We start from the raw sequence: 24,040 nt of genomic DNA on the forward strand, positions 1-24,040 counted from the left end.
CCTGATTAATCAAACATTAAATACTATAGATAGCTTAACTGTCATTAGTAGCGGTGATAATGCTCTGGATGAAGAGTTTATTCGGGAATGCAAAGAAGAAACGCAATATCACTTATTACAAGACAAGTTCAGTGTCATTTTAGAAGAATTCGAAACTAATAGAAGAGTGCCTTTGAGAGATAATTCTGAATGGCAATTTATCAAGAAACAATTGCAACAAATACAAAGTGAGAATAATAACGTTTATGCTTTTAATGAAATGTATTATTTTCTTAATAAAAAAATAAAAGAGTTATCTATTTCACCTTCTTTATTATGTCAACCATTAGTTCAATTAAGAGGAACAATTCGCAGTCTTTGGAATGATTTTCAGGAAAAGCATCAAGATTTACTTAATAAATCAATGTACTTTGATTTTAAAGCTCAAAAAATTCAAGAAGAATTATTGAGGGGAGTGAAAGGATATTCTGTCAAGAGTGTGAAGGTAAAAATGGAGCACACGGGGTTTAATGATTATGTGGATTTAATCATTGAAGGGGCAGGAACGTCTCCATTATTTGATGGATTTACACAATATCATTCTAGATTACAGGAATTAACAAAAGGCCACCAAAAGGTGGAGTTGTTGCTTAGAGAAAGCAAATTGCAGCTTCAATATCTGAATAAACTGCAATCTGAGCAATTACCGCTCCTGAAAGCTACTGCGAACAATGATGCAAAATTAGAGTTATTTCCAATGGAGCACCAAAGTAAGGTTAAGGAGATTTTGATTTTAAAAGAGTTGGCTAACGGTCATTTGCCTGAAGATCTCTGCAGATTTCCTGAAGAAATACAAAATCAATTCCTTGACAGAAGTCTTTTGAAAACTATGGACATAAATAATATGACCATGGAGCAAATCCATCAGATAAAGAATGCGCAATTAAAAGCAGAGCTGACCGAATTATATAACAAAATCCACCCGATTAAGGATGAGAAGCCTAAATCATGGTTTTCTTTTACCACAATTGTTAATTTTATTACTAATCCTTTTATGCTGGCAGAAACAGAAGAAGATTGGCGCTATCAATTAGCTGAATTACGAGGACGTCCAGAAAGTTCTTTGAAACAATTTTTAACTAAGGAAATAATGGAACGTTACGAGGCTTTGGCCAAGGAATTGGCTTTATTACAAAAAAGCGCAGTTGAGCACACTGAATCTCTTAAAGAACAAATGGAATTTTTAGAGAGCAAGATCCTTGAAGAAGAAAATAAGAGCCGTGTTATTGTTAAACGATTCAGAAACCTTGATGAACTTTATGATTTTGAGGCTGATTTAAGAAGTTATAAAGTATTGGAACTAAGAAAGAGCATTGATGAAGAGCAATTAGAAGCTGAAGATACGCTTTCCTCTAGTGATGAGGATGAGTATGAACGCTTTGATGAGCCAGAGGCTAATCAGGACGTCATATATCGCATAGCGTAATATGACTCCTCCAATTTTATTTTCTCTTTATTGACTCCTCACGACCATATCTCAGCATGTACATTAGAGAGCTCTATTATGACAGTAAGAGTTGGAGTGGGGAGGGCGAGAAATTTAGGGGCGAATTCTCAACATGCCCTAATTAAATCCATAATAAAATTAATCACATTATCCAAACTTACCAACTGTGTCTCCTTGGCAGTTCGAGCTTTATACTCCACACAGCCTTGTTCCAGATTTTTTTCACTGATTACCAATCTGTGAGGAATGCCTATCAAATCATTGTCAGCGAATAAGACTCCAGCTCTTTCATTACGGTCATCCAACAGTACATCAATACCCTGGGCGCTGAGTTGTTGATATAGATTTTCAGCCTTTTCTTTAACTACTGGAGACCTTGCTCCGTTAATAGGGATAATATTGACCTGGAACGGTGCTATTGTTTGTGGCCAGATGATACCCTGTTCGTCATGATGCTGTTCAATTGCTGCTGCGACTACACGCGAGATCCCTAATCCATAGCAACCCATAATCATGGTTTGTAATTGGCCTTGCTCATTAATAACAGAAGCATTCATGGCTTTGGCATATTTATCGCCGAGTTGGAAGACATGCCCTACTTCAATACCTCGGCAAGAATGCAATTTTCCTTTACCATCAGGGCTTAGATCGCCCTCTTTAACATTCCGTAAGTCATAAGCCTCATCATATTTAGCATCTCTTTCCCATGCAGCATGTCTGTAGTGTTTATCCGCTTGGTTGGCTCCACAGACAAATGAAGACATGGCTAAAGCATGATGATCCACTATCACAGGAATATTTAATTCGATTGGTCCTATTGAACCTAGTGGAGTTTTTAGAGTTTTTAAAATTAGTTCCTCATCAATAAATGATAGAGGGGAGGCAACAAGAGGATGCTTAGTTGCTTTGACTTCATTGAGATCGTCGTCTCCTCTTAGGACTAAGGCTACCATTGGATGTTTTTTGCCTTTTACAATTAAAGTCTTGATTGTTTCGTTTGTCGCAATACCAAGGAATTGTGCCACTTCATTGATTGTTTTTTGACTTGGCGTATCAACCAGTTGAATCGTTTCCCGGCATGGCTCCTTTGCTTTTGCTGGAATTAAACTGGTGGCTTGTTCAATATTGGCAGCATAGTTACTGCCATCACTATAAAAAATCAAATCCTCACCGGCATCAGCCAGGACCTGGAATTCATGGGAAGCTGAACCGCCTATTGCACCTGTGTCTGCTTCGACAGCACGATATCTAAGTCCCATTCTATCAAAGATTCTACAGTATGCCTCGTACATGTCATTATAAGTTTTTTGTAAACATTCAAGACTAAGATGAAAGGAGTAAGCGTCCTTCATAATAAATTCACGAGCACGCATTACTCCAAATCGTGGTCTGATTTCATCACGAAATTTGGTTTGAATTTGATAAAAATTGAGCGGTAATTGTTTGTAAGATTGTAATTCATTGCGCATAATGTCCGTGATGACTTCTTCATGGGTGGGACCAAAGCAATATTCTCTTTCATTGCTGTCTTTCATGGTTAATAACTGACCACCAAAGGTTTCCCATCGCCCAGTCTCTTGCCATAATTCAGCAGGTTGTACTGCCGGCATAAGCACTTCCATGGCATGTGTTTTGTTCATTTCTTCACGAACGATATGTTCAATTTTACGAAGTACTCTAAGACCAAGAGGCATCCAGGTATAAAGTCCTGAGCCAAGTTTACGAATCATTCCTGCTCTTAGCATTAATTGATGGGATGCAATCTCTGCATCATTAGGAGTTTCTTTTTGGGTTGCTAAAAACCATTGGGATGCACGCATTTCTGCTCCTGGATTATAAAATAAGGTAGGTATTATATACCCAAGAGACCTCAAAATGCGATATTTTAAGGCCTCTTGATAGTCCTCTCTTTGATGTCAATAAACAAGGTGCTGCCACTGATATGTCATGCAAAATGTTTTACCATAAGCTCGCCAAGAAGATTGCGAAGGCTCACGGCAATGAGGGTGAAGAGGTAATTGTTGCTGGAGTAAAAAGAAATGCGTCTGGGCCATCCTGTCAAAGGTAGTTAATAGGGCAAACCTAGAATCTTCTACACATCTCTGGAAACCCAGTCCAGCTCTGCTCTCCGACGTCTCGCTGCTTATCAGAGGTATCCAGAGCACTGCGCTAATACTAGCCCCCCGTAGACAAGCAGCAGATATATGATCAAGAGACAGGGCAAGCCACAGAACTTTGGCAGTTTGGTCATTTTTGCTCGACTTTCGCTTCCAGAAGTATTTTTTCAAATTTCTTGGCTAATGGTTTGCTGTCTTCTCCACTAAGAGCAACCAGTTCGTTGGTGTAGTTTTTACAAGCCACCTTACCACTACTGACATCATAAATAGCTCCAACCATGCCAATGTCCTCATTTTCTATCATGGTGCGTAAAATATCACTTTTCCTATAAATAGCTTGTAATGTATTCGCAATATTTAGTTCGGTGACATGGTTTACAAAAGTCGTATTTGTTCCATTACGCCCCGTTTTAGTTTCTTTCTCTGCATTAACGGCCGGTTTTATTTTAGAGAGTAATTGAGTAATATGACCCTTTTCGATTCCTTCGCAAGCGGATTGGATAGCCCCACATCTTGTATGACCAAGAACCATAATGAGTTTGGCACCAACCACATGACAAGCATATTCTATACTGGCCAGGATATCTTCATTAACAACATTACCTGCTATTCGTACGCAAAAAATGTCACCGAAACTCATGTCGAAAATTGTTTCAACAGGTACTCTTGAATCAATACAAGCGAGAACAACGGCTATAGGATGTTGCGTTTTTGCAGCATACTTAATGTCAATTTGATTAGAGCGATGAATGCGATTATCGTTTAAAAAACGCTGGTTTCCTTCCAGTAGAATATTCAATACTTGGGCCGGTGCCAGATTAGATTGGACGTCATAAGTGGTTACTGTTATGAAATCAATATAATTATGAATTTTATAATGCTCTTGAAAGCCAGTGAAGTTTAAAGCAATTTGCTTTCTGGCTGCTTGCTCTTCTTTGAATTCGTTTAATAATTCCAGAATTTCTTTATCAATGTATTGTGAATAACGAGCATCAAGAATTAATTGAGAATGCTTAGGTATGGATTCTAATTCTGCAAGTAAAGCGGCCTTGTTAAGAAAAGTCATTTGTTGAGGCAATACCAGGCGATACGCTTCACCATGAGGATAAACCTCTTTAAGAATGTCAATCCGCACTTGACTATTGGATCTCAATATATAAAACAAACTGATTGCAAGTCCAATCAATATGCCTATAAGAAGATTAAATACAATGATACTGACTACAGTCACTATAAAAGGAATAAAGCGATCACTACCTTGTGCATAGATATGAGTGTAAATAGCTGGTTTATTTAGTTTATAGCCTGTATAAATTAAGATTGCTGCAAGAGACGATAATGGGATCTTGTTTAAGGCGCCAGGTATGAGCATAACAGCAAATAAAATGAAAAAACCATGCAGTATGGCAGAAAATCTAGTTTTTGAACCCGCATGGATATTGATAGAAGTTCTGACAATTACAGACGTAACAGGAATCCCACCTATGAAACCTGCGGCCATATTACCCAAACCTTGCGCCACTAATTCTTGGTTACTTGAACTATGGCGTCTTTTTTTATCGAGTCTTTCAGAAGCCTTCAAATTGAGTAAGGATTCTAAAGAAGCAACAATGCATATGACTACTGCATACAGATAGATCATGGGATTAGTCCAGGAAGACCAGTTTGGATACTCTAAATGACTAAAAAATTGATATAAACCATCGATTTCAGGAATATTAACCAATTGTGGTAAATTTTGCGCCAAGCTGGAATCTGTCCAAATAAAAAGTTCATTTAATAATATGCCTGCTATGACTACCAGAATAGGTGAAGGGATTTCTTTCAGTATCTTGTTCTTTGTAATATCAAAGTAAATTAAAATAGCTAATGAAACAGTAGTGATAATTAATGCGCCTTCATTGATGTGATCAGATAAAACCAATATAGGACTTATTGCCAAGCTTTCTGTTGTTTCCAACAAATGAGTTTTGAGTTCATCAAAATCTGCGGAGAGCGTAAATGCAAGAGGTAATTGTTTAATTATTAACAAGATTCCTATTGCACAGAGTAACCCTTGAACTACATTGGAAGGAACATAATCTGCTACAAACCCTGCTCTCAAAGCTCCTAGGATAATTTGTAAAAAACCTGCAATAGCTAAGGCCAGCAAAAAGGAGTTAAAGTCTCCGAGTTGAGCTATTGCTGTCAAGACCACTGCTGCCATACCGGCAGCAGGCCCACTCACACTGACTTGTGAGCCACTGAACAGGCCGACAATAATCCCGCCAATGATCCCGCTTAGTATTCCAGAGAAAAGAGGTGCTCCAGAAGCTAAAGCAATACCTAAACACAAAGGGATTGCGACGAGGAATACAACAATTCCAGCCACAAAATCAAATTTTAAATAACGTTTAGAGTAGATGCGAAATAAACGCAGGTTAACTATATTTCTTTCAATCATCTAAAAGTTCCTTAAAATATTTTTGCTCTGCATAAAACAAAATATTCGGCTTATGCAATGACTATAATGTAATTTTAGCTACCCATATTTGCATTATCTATTCTTTTTGTGAAAATAATGCTCTAATTTGTCTGCTAATTATTTCATTATATTGCAAAAATGAAAAGAAAAATTAGGTGATAATTTTTTATAAGTCAAATTATTTCATTTTCGGATTCAAATTCCTGTGAATTGAAAATTTCTTCATACTTTAGAACTTGGGCGGTATTTAGGCCTTCTTCCAGATTTCTAAAATCCCAAAGGTTTTGATCCATTAATTGACTCGGCTTTAAACTTTGGAGAGCGTGCAGTATGTTACTAGGTACTTTCGGGTTTTCAGCAGCCAGTTGATCAATTAATAAGGCAACTTTTTTGCGCATCAGATTTTCTTGGGAACCACAAAGATTACATGGGATGATCGGAAATTTTTGTTCCTCAGCAAAGGTTATTATGTCTTTTTCTTGTACATAACACATCGGTCGAATGACTATATGTTTCTTATTGTCACTTAATAATTTTGGCGGCATGGATCGAATGTCGCCATTATATAAAATAGACATCAGCAAGGTGCGAATCAAATCATCACGATGATGCCCTAATGCTATTTTATTAAACCCATGTTCTTCAGCGTATCTGTAGATAATTCCACGCCTTAAACGTGAGCATAAGGAACAATAAGTTTTACCTTCTGGAACTTTTTCTTTAACTATGCTGTAAGTGTCACGAGTTAATACTTCATAAGAAATTGATTTTTCTCTTAACCATCGATGTAAGCTCGTATCATCCCATCCTGGTTGGGCCTGATCCAATGTAAAGGCAAAAATCTCAAATTTGTTACCTGACTTTATTCTTAATTGATTAAGAATAGTTAATAGAGTAAAGGAGTCTTTACCGCCTGATAAGCATACCATTACTTTATCCCCCCGCTGAATCATATTAAAATCAGCAATAGCTTTACCTGTGTAATGGAGTATTTTTTTTTCAACTAGAGAAGGATTAGAAGACATAAAAACAACCTAAATTTGTTAGTCATTGTTCACGTTGTTCAGAAATGCCGTATTGTCTATTTTGAAAAAAATTGACGTAATTCTGGCATTCCGCCAAGATTCAAGATATACATCTCAAATGGTTATATTTATTATTTGAAGGTTTTGTTATCTACAGAGGCAAATCCATTAACTCGAGTAGTTGCTAACCAAGAATTTATTTGTTCTAAATCGTTAACATTCAAAGTACCTGCAAGATATTTTAACGTGAGTATGGCATTAATCAAATCGTACTGATCTCTGGCCAGTTGTTCTTGGGCTTCAAATAATCGTTGTTGAGCATTCACTACATCAACCATGGTGCGAGTCCCAACTTCAAATTGTGCCTCTGTACTTTGCAATGAGTTTTGTACGGAGATTACTGTTTGTCTGTCTGCTTTTACTTTGCTGATTCCATCGGTAATAGTATTAAAGGCAATACGGCTATTTACGACGGTGTCTCGATATGTTTGTTCCAATTTTTCACTGGTTGATTGGAAGTTGTATTGAGCTTGCCGAGTTTGAGATTGAACCAGACCTCCTTGAAAAACTGGGAAATTCATTGCAATGGCTATATTAGCTTGAGTTTGTTTAGAAGGTATAAAAACAGTATTACCAGAGGCGTTATTATGTACTTGGGAGGCGTTGCTTTGTATTGAGAATATGGGCCAATTCCCGGCAGAAATTGATTTTACATTTTCTTTGGCTACTTCAAGATTATATTTGGCAGCGTATAATTTGTAGTTCTGCTTAAGAGCTGTATCTATCCATTGGTCCGCATCATCTGGTTCTGGTTTCACCAAAGGAATCTTGCTGTCTCGTAGTGGAGCAAGTGATTCATACACGTGATTGGTTAATTTTCGTAAGTTTTCATTTTGATTGACTTGGTTATTGCGGGCTGCAATGACAGTGGCTATGGATTGGTCATAGGCTGCCTTGGCTTCATAAACCGAAGTAATGGCATCCAGTCCAACTTGGAAGCGTTGTGTTGCCTGATCATATTGCCTTTTGTTAGCACGTTTTTTTGCTTCTGCAAATTCCAAGGTATCTTTGGAAAACAATACATCAAAATAAGCTTTAGCTGTTCTTAATATCAAATTCTGTGCGGCATCATTGAAACTAGCTTGTGCTGCTTTAACAGAAGATTTCGCTTGTGCTACTTTAGCCCAGGCTTGATAGTTAAAAACAGCTTGGGATGCATTGACCTGCCAAAGAGTACTGCCGTAGTACTGGTTAGCTGTAAAAATACCTGCAACAGAGTCTTGATAATTTCGGCCTGCTTGTCCACCAAGAGTGACTTGAGGGAATAGTGCAGCGCGAGCTTGAGGAATTGCTTCGGTGCTGGACATATAGCTGTCGTACGCTTCTTTGAAAATGGTGTCATTTTCAAGGGCTTGTCGATAGATGTCCATTAGGTCAGTAGCAAATGCCGGTGACGAGAGACCTAAAATGAACACCCAATAAAGCAAAGACTTTCTCATTCGAGTTTACCCTAGAAAACAAATTCTTTTGGTTTTAACTGATCGACTAGAGGGGGAGTATCAGTTTCAAAAAGCATGGATTCTGTCCAGGAACCATTATGATCCAACTGGAATAGATAAGCCTTCATTACTGGAGATTTACCGAGGATAGCAAATAATTTTCCACCAGGTAAAATTTGTAGTTTATGAGTATCTGTCAGTTTTTCCAATGCACCAGTGAATACCATAACATCATACGGTGCATTTTCCAACCATCCACGACAAGCGTCTCCAGTAATTAATTCAACATTACTGCAATTATGTTGTTCCAGTTTATGTTTTGCATTATTAGTAAACTCAGAGAAATACTCCACACTAATTACTTTCTTACATAATTTGCTAAGCAAGGCGGTCATAAAACCAGTGCCGGTTCCAACTTCTAATACTGTCTCATTGCCTTTAAGCTCAAGAGCTTGCAAAATTGTTCCTTCTTCTAAAGGAGTCAGCATTCTTTGACCATGTGCTAAAGGAATTTGCATGTCTGAATAGGCAAAATGTGTAAAAAGTTCAGGAACGAATTCATGCCTAGGAACCTCCTCATATAGATTGAGAATGGTCTCATTTAAAACGTCGCCCGTTCGAAGCTGCTGTTTAATCATATTTATGCGTGCGCTGTGATTCATTTGCTCTACCGTCTTAATAATCATTAGATAGGTTAAAACTTTGAGGCGATTTTAGCAAGAATTAAGCCTATATGCTAAGTATTAATGTTGAAAAGTGGCAGACTGCATAAGCAGACTATTTTTCACTTTGCTAAAAAGTGTTTTCAATGCCCCGTTCGGTCATCCATGCGTTGACACCTGAAACTTCTCAGTAAAATATTTTTTGCCTCAGATCTTAGACTTTTGTAAGTCCCGTGAAATTTTCTTGATAATATCTCATGGTTAGAATGTTTAAAATTTGATATTATTTGTGATTTTATCCAGATCTACGGGAGAGTATAGTGCTTGAGCGATTCACTAACTATTTACAGAATGAGCTTGAAACACTCAAGATAGAGGGCTTATATAAGTCAGAGCGTGTTATTTCTAGCCAACAACAGGCCGATGTTACAGTGAATGAAAAGGATGTTATTAATCTTTGTGCAAACAATTATTTAGGATTGGCTAATGACCCAGGATTAATAGCAGAAGGACAAGCTGCTTTGGCTAAATATGGATATGGAATGGCTTCTGTTCGTTTTATTTGTGGAACGCAAACACCCCATAAACAACTAGAGCAACAAATTAGCCAATTTTTAAGTAAAGAAGATACTATATTATATTCTTCTTGCTTTGATGCGAATACAGGATTATTTGAAACATTACTGACTGAAGAAGATGCTATTATCAGTGATGCCCTGAATCATGCCAGTATTATTGATGGCATAAGGTTATGCAAAGCAGCACGATATCGATATGCTAATAATGATATGAAAGCCTTAGAGGAGCATTTAATTGCTGCAAAAAATGCAAGATTTCGTTTGATTGCAACAGATGGTGTTTTCTCAATGGACGGAATATTGGCTAATTTGCCTGCAATTTGTGAGCTGGCGGATAAATATGATGCTATGGTCATGGTCGATGATTCTCATGCTGTAGGTTTTATGGGTAATACAGGAAGAGGAACTCCGGAATATTTTGGGGTCAGTGATAGAATTGACATAGTAACAGGAACACTAGGCAAAGCTTTAGGCGGTGCTTCAGGTGGATACACTTCATCCAATCAAATAGTTATTGACTGGCTGCGTCAACGTTCTCGACCTTATTTATTCTCCAACACATTAGCTCCAGTGATAGCTCATACTTCCTGTCTGGTTTTGGATAGGCTGTCCAAAAGTAATTCCCTTGCTGAAAAACTAAAGCGGAATAGTCGCTATTTTCGTGAAGGCATGACAAAGTTAGGTTTTGAATTAATACCAGGCGAGCATCCTATTATTCCTGTGATGTTGGGAGATGCCAGTTTGGCAGGCAGAATGGCTAATCGCTTATTAGAATTGGGGGTATATGTTGTTGGATTTTCATATCCAGTAGTACCAAAAGGATTGGCCCGGATACGTACTCAAATGTCGGCGGCCCTAGAGTTGGATCACTTGAATAAGGCATTGGAAGCATTTGAGATAGCTGGGAAGGAATTTTCTATAATTTAGATCATATTTTTCTGAGGTATTACATGAAATCATTGGTAAAAGCAAAAAAAGAACCTGGAATCTGGATGCAGGACGTTCCTGCTCCTGAATATGGTGTCAATGATGTTTTAATTAAGATTAAACAGACTGCAATTTGTGGTACAGATATTCACATTTATTCTTGGGATGAATGGGCACAAGCTACTATCCCAGTTCCAATGACAGTAGGGCATGAGTTTTATGGAGAAATAGTTGAAGTTGGAAAAGAAGTTCGTGGCTTAAAAGTTGGGCAGCGAGTTTCCGGTGAAGGCCATATCACTTGCGGTTTCTGTCGAAATTGTCGTGCCGGTAAGCGTCATTTATGTCGTAATACTCTGGGAGTTGGAGTGAACCGGCCCGGGTGTTTTGCTGAGTATTTAGCTCTTCCGGCGACTAATGTGATTGTTCTTCCAGACAATATTACAGGAGAGCAAGCTGCTATTCTTGATCCTCTGGGTAATGCAACTCATTGTGCTTTGGCATTTGATGTGGTAGGAGAAGATGTTTGATCACTGGAGCCGGCCCTATTGGAATTATGGCGGCAGCGATAGTGAGACACATTGGAGCACGACATGTCGTTATTACTGACATTAATGACCATCGGTTGGAGTTGGCAAGAAAAATGGGGGTTACTAGGGCTGTTAATGTCAAATATCAAAACCTAAGTGATGTAGCTGATGAATTAGGCATGACCGAGGGTTTTGATGTTGGTTTGGAAATGTCAGGAAACCCTATGGCACTAAATGACATGATGAAAGCAATGAATCATGGCGGACATGTTGCTATATTGGGTATTCCACCTCAAGAAACGCCTATAGATTGGAATCAAGTTATTTTTAAAGGATTGGTTATTAAGGGTATCTATGGCCGTGAAATGTTTGAGACTTGGTATAAAATGATTGCCATGTTGCAAAGTGGTTTAGATATTTCCCCAGTCATTACACATAATTTTCCAGTAGATGAATACCAGCATGCCTTTCAAATTATGGCATCAGGTCAATCAGGGAAGGTCATTCTGAACTGGTAATGTGGTGGATCTTTGTACGGTACAGTCTGTATTTTAGTGTAACTCAATAGGTCAGCGCCAATTATTTATCCGCTCCCTCACGGTTGCGGCTCAGGATATAGTGGTGCAAAACCGAGCCGTGACTACTGTGATGGAAGTGGATGAAATTATACGGTGTAACGCGGGTTACGTTGATTTTAGAGAGTTGGAGCGAGTATGGCGCAGTATATTTTCACTATGAATCGAGTGAGCAAGATTGTTGAGAATCAACGATTTATTTTAAAGGATATTTCATTAAGCTTTTTTCCTGGGGCAAAAATTGGTGTATTGGGGCTAAATGGTTCTGGAAAATCAACTTTATTGAGAATTATGGCTGGTGTTGATACTCAATATGAAGGGGAAGCGAGACCTCAGCCAGGAATTAAAATTGGGTATCTTGCTCAAGAGCCGGAACTTGACTTGGATAAAACTGTTCGAGAAATAGTTGAAGAAGGTGTAGCAGAAATTAAAGAGAAATTATCTCGTTTTGATGCCATTAGTATGCGTTTTGCAGAACCAATGAGTGACGATGAAATGAATTCCTTGTTGATGGAACAAGGTGAATTGCAAAATGAGATAGAAGCATGTGGTGGTTGGGATTTGGAGAGGAAACTTGATGTGGCTGGCAACGCATTGAGGTTACCTGATTGGGACGCTGTAGTAGGAAAATTGTCAGGCGGTGAACGCAGGCGTGTCGCACTGTGTCGTTTGTTATTATCAAATCCTGATATGCTACTCCTTGATGAGCCCACCAACCATTTGGATGCGGAAAGCGTAGCATGGTTAGAACGTTATCTGGAAGAGTTTCCTGGTACTGTAGTGGCTATTACCCACGATAGATATTTCTTGGATAATGCGGCTGAGTGGATTTTAGAATTAGACCGCGGTGAAGGTATCCCTTATAAAGGCAACTATAGCTCCTGGCTTGAACAAAAAGAAGCCAGACTAAGTATGGAGAAAAAACAAGAAGACGCTCTCCAACGAGCAATCAAAGCAGAGTTAGAATGGGTTAGAACATCGCCCAAAGGTCGTCATGCTAAAAATAAAGCCAGATTGGCTCGATTTGAAGAGATGAACTCCAAAGAATATCAGAAGCGAAATGAAACAAATGAAATTTATATCCCACCAGGGGAACGGTTGGGTGATCTGGTTCTGGAGGGTGAAAAAATATGTAAATCCTTTGGCGATAGGATCTTAATAGATAATTTTGATTTCAAACTTCCTAAAGGAGGTATATTAGGCATTATTGGCCCAAATGGAGCAGGTAAGTCAACCTTTTTGAAAATGTTAACCGGGCAGGAGGAACCAGATACGGGGATTATCCGGATAGGGGAAACCGTGAAATTGGCCTATGTTGATCAAATGAGAGATAGCTTAAATCCCAATAATTCAGTATGGCAAGAAATTTCAGATGGTCATGATATTATGCAGGTAGGTAATTTCCAAATGCCTTCTCGTGCCTATGTGGGACGTTTTAATTTTAAAGGCACTGATCAACAAAAGAAAATATCACAACTCTCTGGTGGGGAGCGTAACCGGGTTCATCTGGCAAAATTATTAAAAAGTGGTGGGAATGTATTGCTACTGGACGAACCTAGTAATGATTTGGATGTTGAGACCCTGAGAGCTTTAGAGGAAGCCATTCTTAATTTTCCAGGTTGTGTTATAGTGGTTTCTCACGATAGATGGTTTTTAGATAGGATTTGCACTCATTTAATGGCTTTTGAAGGAGATTCACAAATAACCTTTTTTGAAGGTAATTACAGTGATTATGAAGCGGATAGAAAGCGTCGATTAGGAGAAGAGGCTTGTCGACCATCACGAATTAAATATAGGAAACTAAGTGATTAATAATGCTGCTGGTTATATATTAATTTAATCTATCGAGTAATCTGGGAATTATAAGTTACTGGGCTTAAACCTCTGTTTTCTACAAGTAAGGAGTCTGTCATGGCTTCATGAGTGGTTAAACCGACGGTTCAAAGCCAAGTTTATTATGTGGAGATAAAATCTAAATGAAAAAATTTTTTTGGGTTGGTTTGGTGCTTTGCCTTGGGCTGACTTCATGCGTTGAGTTTGATGAGTCCACTTTAATTACTGATGATGCTGGTTATGTACATAGAACTGTTCATTATTTAAAAGATAAGAGAGGACGTAATTATTTCCCAATGCAAATCAAAGCTACTGGTGAAAAATTATTTGTCTTTGATCCAAAAGCATCGGCATGGGCTGCTTATGACGAAGAAGGGCAGCGGGTAATGACTGGTGCTGGTTCTGGTGGGATTGATGTTTGTGAAGAAAATCCAAATGAATCCTGCAGAACAATAACAGGTACATTTAGAATTTATAATAAACGCGGTATAGACTGTCGTTCAGGTGAATATCCTGTAGATACTAAAGGCGGTGCAAAAATGCCTTATTGTATGTATTTTTATAGAGGATTTACCATACATGCTGCTTATGAGGTACCTGAATCCCCATCAAGCCATGGCTGCGTAAGAGTATTCCCCAGTGCCGCCAAATGGCTAAATGAAGAGTTCTTACGAATAGGTACTAAGGTAATAGTATTAGCCTACCCTGATCAAAACGGGGTGAAGACGATGTCTTCATTAGAAAAGCATTAAATTAGTTAACAATATGGAATTTAAATAATGGATTATGTGACATATTTTACTCCTTATCGGAGTGTTATCGGAGGAATATTAATTGGCTTAAGCGCCGTCTTGTTTTTATGGCTCAATGGTCGTGTCACAGGCATAAGTGGAATGGTGCATGGCCTTTGTCCACCTGAAAAGTCAGGTTTTTTCTGGCGTATTGCTTTTTTACTTGGTTTAGCCATTGCTGGATTATTGTATTTTGTACTACCAATCATTCAATTTCCCTTAAGAACACATTATCCAACCTTACTGCTGTTATTAGGAGGTTTTTTAGTGGGCTTTGGAACTCGCATGGGACAAGGATGTACATCGGGGCATGGGGTTTGCGGTTTAGCCAGGCTATCCATACGTTCTTTAGTAGCAACAGTGCTTTTTATCCTATCTGCGATGATTACTATTTATCTAATAAGACATGTAGGAGGAATTTATTAATGTACAACATCATGTCTTTTTTATGTGGTTTGCTATTTGGCGCGGGGTTGGTTATTTCAAATATGATAAACCCTAATAAAGTATTAAATTTTTTGGATGTTACTGGATATTGGGATCCAAGCTTATTCATTGTAATGGGGGTTGCCGTTGTGGTTACTTTTTTGGGTTATCAACTAGCAAGAGATCGTGAGTCCCCAATATTTGGTAAACAATTTTATTTATCAGTGAAAAAAAACATTGAAAGGAATTTGATACTTGGAAGCGTTATCTTTGGTATTGGTTGGGGTGTGGCAGGTTATTGCCCAGGACCATCAATTACCGCTTTGGCAACATTTAATTTAGACCCAGTGTATTTTGTAATTGGGATGGTTACTGGATCCTTTGCTTATTATTGGTTATCTAAAGGTAAGAGGATATAAAAAATGGTTATTGAAAATTTGTAGGGGCTAACCTGTTGCGATTTTATCTTCTTATTTTTCCAGTCTGTAGGTTGGTCATTTAACCCAACATTAGCCATTCCAAGATCGCTTGTTGGGTCAGAACGACCTAACCTACTCTTTCTTAACCTTCAATTTTAATTTTAAGATCCAAAACATTCGCGTTAATCGTTACTTGGCCTGTCGTAAAAGGGACAGGCACGTTATTTACTTTTGCTTTATTTTGAATACTGGGGTGAGAGTACACATGTCCTAATATGAGCTCCATAGAGGTGTGCTCACTAAAGTGGTAGTCTCCAACCAGACCGAGAAAATATTGAGTATCTGATGGGAATACAATGGTTCTAAGACCATCTTCTTCTGGTCCATCGTCTATCATTCCAGCTAGAGCAATACCCAATTTATCAGATACTTGTTTGCGTATCGCAACAAGATAAGCATAAGAGGCATCGAAATTCATATCAAATGAGAAGTTTGTGAAGGGAGGTGGCGCGGCAGTATTATAAAGTCTTGCCTTTTGGTTTATATTCCATTCACTTTGGAAAAATTGCAAATTAATAAGCCATTTAGGGTTGAAAATATGTACATAGCTTAGAATAGTTGTTGCTGGCATGGTAAAAGCAAATCGGAAATCAGGGTTGATAGCAAAACCTAAGTAGCTGGTGCCAGTAGTTTTTTGGCGGATTCTAGAATAGTATGCAAGACCAAGGAAGTTAGTATCATTAATCGCATAATTTGCTCCTAAATTATAACCCACACCAAAACTTGATGATCGATTGATTAAATTAGCATAAGTCAATGGACCCGTAGGAAAAGCCCAGTTGACTTCATTTTTTAACAAGGCATTGAAGTTTAACCCTCCCCCAATTTGTAATTTTTTATTAATGGCATAAGAAATTTTGGGGCTTAAATCCACATCGGTCAGGTAATTCTGAGTCGCAGCATATCTTGTAAAAGTATCATTACCCCAATCCAGATTGGAGTTAAAAGGCTCAGTAAGATCAATGGCAACTACCGTTTTATCATTAAGACGTTTGGCAACCCGCCCATATGGAAGAACGGTATAGGTACGAGAGTGGCTAACTCCTGAATCGTATTGAAAAGTGTTAAAATTTAAAACACTGCCTTTGAATTGTAAATCAGCATAAGAACCTGTGCCGCCAACAAGTAAAATCGCATCTTTGACTTTGAATAAATCGGCTGGATTGTTATAGCTAATTCCAGCAAAATACTGAATTACGTTTGCCTGTGCATTAAAGGCTAACAGGCATAATACTCCTGTACGTATTATTCGCATGATTTTCCTATTCCTTAGGCAGCATTCTGCTTTTTTAGAGAATGCTGCTGCGTTGATTATGTTATTAAATTAGGGCTTACCAGAACCACTTGAGTCAGGAGTGGTTGTAGTAGTATTAGTTGGGGTTCCTTGGTTTGTCTGAGTGGTGGTACTACCTGTTGTAGAAGAGGCACCAGTTGAGCTGTTGATCGGCAAAGTAGTTGTCCTGGGAGTAGCTATCATTTGATTGATTCCCAGATCCCCTGTAATTTTTCGTCCTACCGTTAGATTAACATTCAGTAATTGAGTCACTTTTTCCTTATCATTTTGATAGACGACTTGTAATGGTAAGGTAATTTTCCATTGATTTCCCAATGCTTCAGTAATTTGCGGCTGTCCATCAATTTGACTGCTTACATGAAGGCTTTGTGATTTAATCGCATCCAAATTCCCTGATTTCTGCAAAGCAGAATTGAAACTTTGCCACCCTTGATCGGTAAAACAAGCTTGCAATTTTTGTAATTGGCTGTCTACAGTGTTTGGTTCAAAATCAAAGGATTGAGTCGTTGCTTTCTGGCCCATGTTAATACTAGCGATTGATCTATTGTTTTCGTTTCAGCAGAAATTTTGTAGTTGCAATCAATAACTGGGGTTACTTGTTGAGGGGAGGTTTGTTGCTGTGCAGACGGATTTTGTTGATTATTTTGCAGGGTTTGGTTAGGTTGTTGCTCTGTCGGAGTAGTCTGATTTTGCTGAGTGTTTTGTATATTTTGATTGGCCGCAGGCACTTGGTTGGTTGACGGGGTAGCCGGATTTGTATTAGTAGTCCCTGGATTTTGGGTGGTTATTGCTTGTTGGGTTGCTTCAGAATTCGCTTGGGTAGCAATTATAGCCAACAAAGCACCCCACAGCATAGTTTTCTTCATGAAATGTACTCCTCAATTAGTATCTAACAATTCTGCGATAATAAGCGCCGCTAGTCTAGCAGTTTTTTGTTCTGAATCTAGAGGCGGTGAAAGTTCAGCTATATCTAAACTTACTACTTTGCCACTTTGGATAAGGTATTTCAACAGGGGTAGTATTTGCCATGGTGACAAGCCTAATGCTTGTGGTGCGCTAACACCAGGCGCATAGCATTCAGCAAGTACATCAAGGCATATGGTCAAATAGATATAATCCAAATTGAGGATGAAGTCATCAAGAAAGGCAATTTGCCAGGATTGGCTCTGCTCATAGAGTTCCTCAGCAGTAAGGTAGCTTACATTTAATTTCCTGGCTCTTTCAAATAGAGAAGGAGTATTACCAAATTTTTGTACTCCGATACAACAGTAATGGAAAGGAAGTTTGTTATCCGCACAATAAGTAGCAATTTGGGAGAAAGGAGTTCCTGAAGTGCCTGGATCCCCTTTTTTATAAGGGCGTAAGTCAAAGTGAGCATCAAAATTGATAATTCCTAATTTGGGGTACAGAGTAGATAATCCTTGATAGTGTCCCCATGCAATTTCATGACCACCACCAAATGCGAAGGTTTTATGCCCATTCTGATGGCAAAAACGAATTATTTCAGCAAATTCCGATTGAGCTAATTCCAGTTCATCAGTGTCACAAGTAATATTTCCGAGGTCTATATAATGCTGGTTGTTAGGGCAGGGTAATTTAGCAAGTTGTGTTTTAATTTGATCAGGTCCTGCTTTCGCTCCTGGCCTTCCTAAATTCCGTTTAATACCGGCATCGCTTGCAAACCCAAGAAAGATTGTTTTCTTTTCTTTTGTAATCAGCTCATTTTGGTTCTCAATAAAAGAGATTTTTTGAAAAAAACGTTCTTGATTAATGGTATCTTTTCTTCCCTGCCAAAGTGAGGGGTTGGCAGGCTGATAGTTGTTTAGATTTTTAAACATCTAATTCTCCATATTGGATGTAATGAGGCAAAGTTAAGAAGCCTATTTAATTCAAGGCAGTTGCAAGTCAAAAAGTATAAGGTGAATAGCATAGTAGTTTACTGTTATTTTTTCTAGGCTAAAGTGGCGAAGCGCTATTAAGAAATTGTCTTATTTTTTGAGTTTTTGTTGTGTATGTTGACAATGTCTCTAAAATAAAGTTCACAGGTTATGCAAGAAGTCTAATGTCTGGTATTATTCCACTCATTGCTTTCTATTTGATGAGGAAACTGTGTATCTTATTACTGGTGGTGGCAGTGGTATAGGAAAAGCTCTGGCGCTTGCTTTGGCAAGGCGAAATAAATCGGTATTCATAGTTGGGCGTAGGGAAAATTTATTACAGGAAACTGCATCGTTGTCTCCAAATATTAACTATGTGTGTGCCGATATTTCTACACCTCAAGGCAGAGAATTGATACACTCTGGCTTGGACCATATTCCTCAAATTAATGCGCTAATAAATAACGCAGGAACATTACAACCTATAGTCCCTTTAAAGGAAGTGTCGTTCGAAGCTTGGCATCAGGCGTTGAATACCAATTTGGATGCCGCTCTTTTCTTACCTCAACTTCTATATAAAAAATTGTCAGGTGGTCGGGTATTGAATATAGGGTCAGGTGCTGCCTATTTTCCTATCCATGGCTGGGGGGCCTATTGTGTATCAAAAGCAGCATTGGCTATGTTAACGCAATGCTGGCAGATTGAATCGAGGTCTGTTGCTTTTGCTAGTGTGATGCCAGGAATTATTGATACGGATATGCAGGCGATAGCTCGGCACGGATCGAATATGGATCCCTCACAGGTTAATTTCTATAGACGTTTAAAAGAACATAATCGTCTTATATCACCGGAAACAGTCGCTGAATTTTTAGCCTGGTTGTTATTAGATATTGATAAGAAGATATACGTATCCAAAGAGTGGGATATATATGATACTACCCATCATTCGGCGTGGTTGAAGCCACCTCATCAAGTACTTCACTGGGATTTTTAATGTTTTCCTATGATAAATTATTACTAAATGCTACAACAATTGATGCCTCCGGCTTACAACTTTCCAATCAAGCTATTGCTATAGGTAATGGCAAAATAGAATGGTGTGGACGTGAGCGGGATCTACCTGTTGACTTTAGAGAAAAGGCTAAATTAATAGAAGATTGCCAAGGACATTTAATTACCCCTGGTTTCATTGATTGTCACACCCATTTAGTTTATGGAGGGAATAGAGCAACTGAATTTCGATTAAAGCTAGAAGGGGTAAGCTATGCTGATATCGCCAAATCAGGAGGCGGAATATTATCAACAGTTCAAATGACTCGAAGTGCTACTGAAGAAGAGTTAGTTGAACAATCATTACCCAGAATTCTTGCCTTAAAAAATGAAGGAGTAACTACTGTAGAAATTAAATCAGGATATGGCCTTGATTTAAAAAATGAATTGAAAATGCTTAAAGCAGCAAGAAGATTGGCTGAGTTATCTGGAATAAGAGTCAAAACCACTTTTTTGGGTGCTCATGCTATAGGTCCTGAATTTAAGGGAGACAGTCAGGCTTATGTCGATTTTCTGTGCCAAGACATGTTGCCGGCTGCAAAAGACATGGGACTGGTAGATGCAGTCGATGTTTTTTGTGAGACCATTGCATTTTCTTTAAAACAAACAGAGCAAATTTTTCAAACAGCTACTTCCTTGGGATTGCCTATCAAATGTCATGCAGAACAATTATCAAACATGGGGGCCAGTGCCTTAGCTGCACAATATAGTGCTTTATCCTGTGATCACTTGGAATTTTTAGATGAGAAAGGCGCTTTAAGCATGGCAAAGGCGAATACAGTAGCCGTCTTGCTTCCAGGGGCTTTTTATTTTCTTAGGGAAAAGCAAAAGCCGCCAATTGATTTATTGCGTCAGGTTGGCGTTGGTATAGCTATTGCTACAGATTCCAACCCGGGATCTTCGCCTACAACCTCATTGTTGTTAATGATGAGCATGGCTTGTCAATTTTTTTCTTTGACTATTCCAGAAGTCTTATCGGCGGTAACTTATCAGGCTTCCAGGGCTTTGGGTCTGGAAAAGGATCTTGGAAGTATTGAAACAGGCAAAGTGGCTGATTTGGTTGTATGGTCTATAAAAGATAGTGCTGCGCTATGTTATTATTTTGCTTATCCATTGCCTCATCGAACCATGATAGCTGGGGAGTGGATATCCTAAAAGGATACTTTATCGGAGGTATACGATGCTAATACGAATGAATTTGATGAATAAAATTGGCCTGATACTAGGGTTTTTATGTTACTCTTTGACTGCGCCGGCTGTCACTACAGCAGTTATTAAAAAAGAAACAGCAGATTATTTGCTAGATATAAAATATCCACAGGGATTGTCACCTAATCCTGTAAATCAAACCATAAAAGACTTCATCAGTAATAAACAAAAAAATTTTATGAATGAGTTGTCACAGGATGCTGATATTCCACCAGATGCTCCTGGTAAAACAGGGTTAAATATTACTTATACTATTCCATATCAAACAAAGAATGTTGTTAGTGTGCAGTTCAACATGTCCATCTACCACCGAGGAGCAGCCCACCCTTCCAATACAGTAGAGGTGCTGAATTTTATCAAAGGACAATCTGTGCAATTATCCGATTTATTTATTTCAGGTGCAGATTATTTGAAGCCAATAGCAAATCTTGCAAAAAAGAAGATTTCTGCCAAAAAGATTTCTGATGAGAGCTGGATCAATGAGGGCACTAAACCCACCGCGGAAAACTACAGTATTTGGCATTTTAACAAAAAAGGCATCACTGTTGTTTTTAATGCTTATCAAGTGGCAGCATACGTTTATGGTGAGCAGACAGTTAGTATCCCACTATCTGTTATTTCTTCCATGATTAAGCCCGAAATTTCTAAAGCAGTATGGGGTCATTAATGTCTGATACCCCATTTATTGCAGCTAATCAGAAAGTCGCAGAATTAACTGTAAGAGTTATTATTTTAGCAATAATTTTGACTGTACTATTAGCGATGTCTAATGCTTATTTGGCCCTGAAACTGGGAATATTAACATCTGCTTCAATCCCTGCGGCTATTATTTCCATGGGGATCCTGAGATTATTCAAGAATTCAACTATTCTTGAAAATAATGCAGTTCAAACAGCGGCATCAGCTGGTGAGGCGGTTGCAGGGGGTATTGTTTATACTATCCCAGCGCTAATTATTATTGGTTTTTGGAACCAGTTTGATTATCTCACTAATTTTTTCATTGCTGTTTGTGGCGGAATTTTAGGAGTTTTGTTTTCTATCCCTCTTCGTCGTCTTTTAGTTCATGATGAAACACTTAAATTTCCGGAAGGAAGAGCCATAGCAGAAGTTTTAAAATCTTCTGCAGACAAAGTAGGCGTTAAGGATATATTTCTTGGAGGGGTTGTCGGGGCATTTATTGAGCTATTGCAAGTTGGATTTAAATTAATCGCTAATAGCTGGAATTACTGGTTTGTTGTAAAGCGTTCTCTTTTTGGCCTAGGTGCTGGGTTTTCAGCTACCATGATTGGCGCTGGTTATCTGGTGGGTCATCATATGGCAATTAGCATATTTCTAGGGGCAGTGATTTCCTGGTTAATTGCTTTACCTATAGTGAGTCAATTTTATCCTGAATTTTTAAATCAATATCCGCAGAACAAGCGGCGACTTTGCTATGGAATAGCGAAATGCGTTACTTAGGGATAGGAGCAATGTTGTTTGCTGGGATCTGGACCTTTATAAAATTAGTGAAGCCATTAACCAGGAGTGTTAGAACCTCATTTAGATCTTATATTTCTAAAGAAAAGGCTAGAGCGCTGTTTCCTCGCACTGAAAAAGATATTCCGATGCCATTTATACTCATGGGGGTAGGGTTAATGGCTGGGATATTGTTTTTGTTCTTTCAAATTATTTTTCCATTAGAACAAGTAGGGCTTGAGAATGATTTTTCACCAACACTAATATTTCTTAGTGTCATTTATGTGTTAGTGATAGGTTTTTTATTTTCAGTAATTACTGCCTATTTTTCAGGGATGGTAGGTGTTACTGCAAGCCCAGGAAGTTCTGTGGTAATCTCAGGTATGCTTTTTGCAGCCTGGTTATTAGTTTCAGCAATTAATCATTTATTACCTCTTCCTTTAAGTCCAGAACAAATTCAAGCTGCTGAGGCTATTACTATTATTATTGGAGCAGTAGTTACTGGTATAGCTGCAATAGCTAATGATAACACTCAAGATTTAAAAGTAGGCCAATTAGTAGGTGCCACCCCTTGGAAACAACAAGTCATGTTGCTAGTGGGAGTTATTATTTCCGCTTTGGTAATTCCACCAGTAATGCAGATATTATTTAATGTTTATGGTATAGCTGGAGTAATGCCACACCCTGGTATGGATGTGGCACAATCGTTGCCTGCTCCAACCGCGGCATTAATGGCTGCTATCACTGAAGCTGTATTTAGAAATTCATTACCCTGGAATATGATGTTGGCTGGTTCCTGTATTATCTTGCTAGTTATTTTTCTTGATAAGGTTCTGAACATACGCCGTTTTCTTAATCTGTCTGTTTTAGGTATAGCAATTGGTATGTACTTGCCTCTTTCTTCTTCTTTCCCCTTATTTATTGGAGGAATGATTGCTTTATTTGTACAAAATCGGTTAAGGAAAGTAAAAATTAGCGCTGAAAAATTAGTACATAGAAAGCAAAAAGGTACTCTTATCGCTTGTGGTTTAGTAGCCGGATCGGCAATTATGGATGTATTACTGGCCATCCCTTTTTCTATTTTTCATAGTCCCGATGCTCTGCAAGTCGTTGGACCAGTATGGAAACATTATGAAGGGTATTTAGGCGTGTTTTCTACCTTGCTTTTAGCGTGGTGGATTAATCATCGTGTCTGCCGAAGTAAAATTTGAGCTGGATTATATTAGCTTGGTTGCCTCGACGCCTGCGGCTTGTCCCGCAGGATCTGATATAGTGAAAGTTTCGCCGCAATCTTTCTATTGAATTCCAAACCATCCACCAGTATCTCCACCTGCCCAGCAACTATTATTGTGGCAGGAAGGAATTTTTTCAGCACAAAGCTGCTTAAATCGATTTACAGTACTGATATCCTTATTTTTATACCTATCAGGTTGACAAATCCTTGCCTCATATTGTCCTTTGACTCTAATTTGCCCCATGACAGAAATTGTCGATGAAATAGCATATACGCCTTGGTTATGAGAATAGCAAGCAATATAGCATCCTGGGTAATCTTTGTAGCTGTTGTCGGTGGGTAAGAATACTTTTATTGCTCCCGGGTAGGCGTGGTTGATAACGCCGTGTCCCTCAATAACATAAACAGGGAAAGGGGAGGGCAGCAAATCTTTATTTGAGCTTTGAATACTCTCAGGAATTTCAATAGCAAAAGAATTGGTAATTAAAAATAAAGCAGAGATACTCCATAATATTTTTTCCATAAACCTTCC

The 24,040-nt window shown here is 38.4% G+C and carries 16 protein-coding genes and 4 pseudogenes; 11 read left to right on the forward strand and 9 right to left on the reverse strand.

Translation table 11 applies throughout. The features are described 5' to 3' along the window. Positions 1-1,465: pseudogene (locus OK13_RS14570) on the forward strand (hypothetical protein); the annotation flags it as partial. Positions 1,466-1,593: 128 nt separating this feature from the next. Here the strand turns inward: OK13_RS14570 and OK13_RS09870 are convergent. From OK13_RS09870 to OK13_RS09895, 5 genes are all read right to left on the reverse strand, one after another. After that, complete coding sequence (locus tag OK13_RS09870) at positions 1,594-3,306, reverse strand: proline--tRNA ligase (RefSeq protein ID WP_035890604.1); 1,713 nt, start codon at positions 3,304-3,306, stop codon at positions 1,594-1,596. Positions 3,307-3,733: 427 nt separating this feature from the next. Continuing rightward, positions 3,734-6,046: a bifunctional SulP family inorganic anion transporter/carbonic anhydrase gene (locus OK13_RS09880; RefSeq protein WP_035890606.1), complete on the reverse strand. Its 2,313-nt coding sequence runs from the start codon at positions 6,044-6,046 to the stop codon at positions 3,734-3,736. A 194-nt stretch (positions 6,047-6,240) separates the two neighbouring features. Beyond that, positions 6,241-7,092: a tRNA 2-thiocytidine(32) synthetase TtcA gene (gene ttcA, locus OK13_RS09885; protein WP_035890607.1), complete on the reverse strand. Its 852-nt coding sequence runs from the start codon at positions 7,090-7,092 to the stop codon at positions 6,241-6,243. A 131-nt stretch (positions 7,093-7,223) separates the two neighbouring features. Continuing rightward, positions 7,224-8,591, reverse strand: a complete 1,368-nt coding sequence (locus tag OK13_RS09890) for a TolC family outer membrane protein (RefSeq protein WP_035890608.1) — start codon at positions 8,589-8,591, stop codon at positions 7,224-7,226. An 11-nt stretch (positions 8,592-8,602) separates the two neighbouring features. Beyond that, positions 8,603-9,253, reverse strand: a complete 651-nt coding sequence (locus OK13_RS09895) for a protein-L-isoaspartate O-methyltransferase family protein (protein ID WP_081964909.1) — start codon at positions 9,251-9,253, stop codon at positions 8,603-8,605. A 320-nt stretch (positions 9,254-9,573) separates the two neighbouring features. On the opposite strand from OK13_RS09895, the gene OK13_RS09900 reads away from it, so the two are divergent. The 6 genes and pseudogenes from OK13_RS09900 (at position 9,574) to OK13_RS09925 (ending at position 15,329) form a co-directional block, all read left to right on the forward strand. Continuing rightward, complete coding sequence (locus OK13_RS09900) at positions 9,574-10,758, forward strand: glycine C-acetyltransferase (protein ID WP_035890610.1); 1,185 nt, start codon at positions 9,574-9,576, stop codon at positions 10,756-10,758. Positions 10,759-10,781: 23 nt separating this feature from the next. Continuing rightward, a pseudogene (tdh, locus tag OK13_RS09905) lies at positions 10,782-11,803 on the forward strand (L-threonine 3-dehydrogenase). A 195-nt stretch (positions 11,804-11,998) separates the two neighbouring features. Next, positions 11,999-13,672, forward strand: a complete 1,674-nt coding sequence (gene ettA / locus OK13_RS09910; RefSeq protein WP_035890611.1) for an energy-dependent translational throttle protein EttA — start codon at positions 11,999-12,001, stop codon at positions 13,670-13,672. Positions 13,673-13,836: 164 nt separating this feature from the next. Then, positions 13,837-14,445, forward strand: a complete 609-nt coding sequence (locus OK13_RS09915) for a L,D-transpeptidase (protein ID WP_035890612.1) — start codon at positions 13,837-13,839, stop codon at positions 14,443-14,445. Between the two features lie 27 nt (positions 14,446-14,472). After that, positions 14,473-14,910, forward strand: coding sequence for a YeeE/YedE family protein (locus OK13_RS09920; protein ID WP_035890613.1), 438 nt, complete (start codon positions 14,473-14,475; stop codon positions 14,908-14,910). Continuing rightward, positions 14,910-15,329 carry a DUF6691 family protein gene (locus OK13_RS09925; RefSeq protein ID WP_035890614.1) on the forward strand — a complete coding sequence of 140 codons (420 nt, stop codon included), beginning with the start codon at positions 14,910-14,912 and terminating at the stop codon, positions 15,327-15,329. The genes OK13_RS09920 and OK13_RS09925 overlap by 1 nt, the downstream gene beginning before the upstream one ends. A gap of 142 nt (positions 15,330-15,471) precedes the next feature. On the opposite strand, the gene OK13_RS09930 is transcribed toward OK13_RS09925, so the two are convergent. The 3 genes and pseudogenes from OK13_RS09930 to hutG all read right to left on the reverse strand — a co-directional run bounded on the left by OK13_RS09930 (position 15,472) and on the right by hutG (position 18,521). After that, on the reverse strand, positions 15,472-16,644 hold the full coding sequence (locus tag OK13_RS09930; RefSeq protein WP_035890615.1) for an OmpP1/FadL family transporter: 1,173 nt from the start codon (positions 16,642-16,644) through the stop codon (positions 15,472-15,474). A gap of 69 nt (positions 16,645-16,713) precedes the next feature. Further along, positions 16,714-17,549: pseudogene (locus tag OK13_RS16050) on the reverse strand (DotI/IcmL family type IV secretion protein). Between the two features lie 12 nt (positions 17,550-17,561). Continuing rightward, positions 17,562-18,521, reverse strand: a complete 960-nt coding sequence (hutG, locus tag OK13_RS09940) for a formimidoylglutamase (protein ID WP_035890616.1) — start codon at positions 18,519-18,521, stop codon at positions 17,562-17,564. Between the two features lie 271 nt (positions 18,522-18,792). On the opposite strand from hutG, the gene OK13_RS09945 reads away from it, so the two are divergent. The 4 genes and pseudogenes from OK13_RS09945 to OK13_RS09960 all read left to right on the forward strand — a co-directional run bounded on the left by OK13_RS09945 (position 18,793) and on the right by OK13_RS09960 (position 23,485). Beyond that, a complete protein-coding gene (locus OK13_RS09945; protein WP_035890617.1) occupies positions 18,793-19,554 on the forward strand; it encodes an SDR family NAD(P)-dependent oxidoreductase in 762 nt (253 codons plus the stop codon). Then, complete coding sequence (gene hutI, locus OK13_RS09950; RefSeq protein WP_035890618.1) at positions 19,554-20,765, forward strand: imidazolonepropionase; 1,212 nt, start codon at positions 19,554-19,556, stop codon at positions 20,763-20,765. The genes OK13_RS09945 and hutI overlap by 1 nt, the downstream gene beginning before the upstream one ends. A gap of 25 nt (positions 20,766-20,790) precedes the next feature. Then, a complete protein-coding gene (locus OK13_RS09955) occupies positions 20,791-21,486 on the forward strand; it encodes a DUF3298 and DUF4163 domain-containing protein (protein ID WP_035890619.1) in 696 nt (231 codons plus the stop codon). Continuing rightward, positions 21,486-23,485 (forward strand): annotated as a pseudogene (locus OK13_RS09960) (OPT family oligopeptide transporter). Before OK13_RS09955 ends, OK13_RS09960 begins: the two are co-directional and overlap by 1 nt. An 84-nt stretch (positions 23,486-23,569) precedes the next feature. On the opposite strand, the gene OK13_RS09965 reads toward OK13_RS09960, so the two are convergent. Then, entirely contained in the window at positions 23,570-24,031 is a 462-nt protein-coding gene (locus OK13_RS09965) for a hypothetical protein (RefSeq protein ID WP_035890620.1), read from the reverse strand. Between the last annotated feature and the right edge of the window lie 9 nt (positions 24,032-24,040).

It is taken from the genome of Legionella norrlandica (assembly GCF_000770585.1).
Classification (GTDB): Bacteria; Pseudomonadota; Gammaproteobacteria; order Legionellales; family Legionellaceae; genus Legionella; species Legionella norrlandica.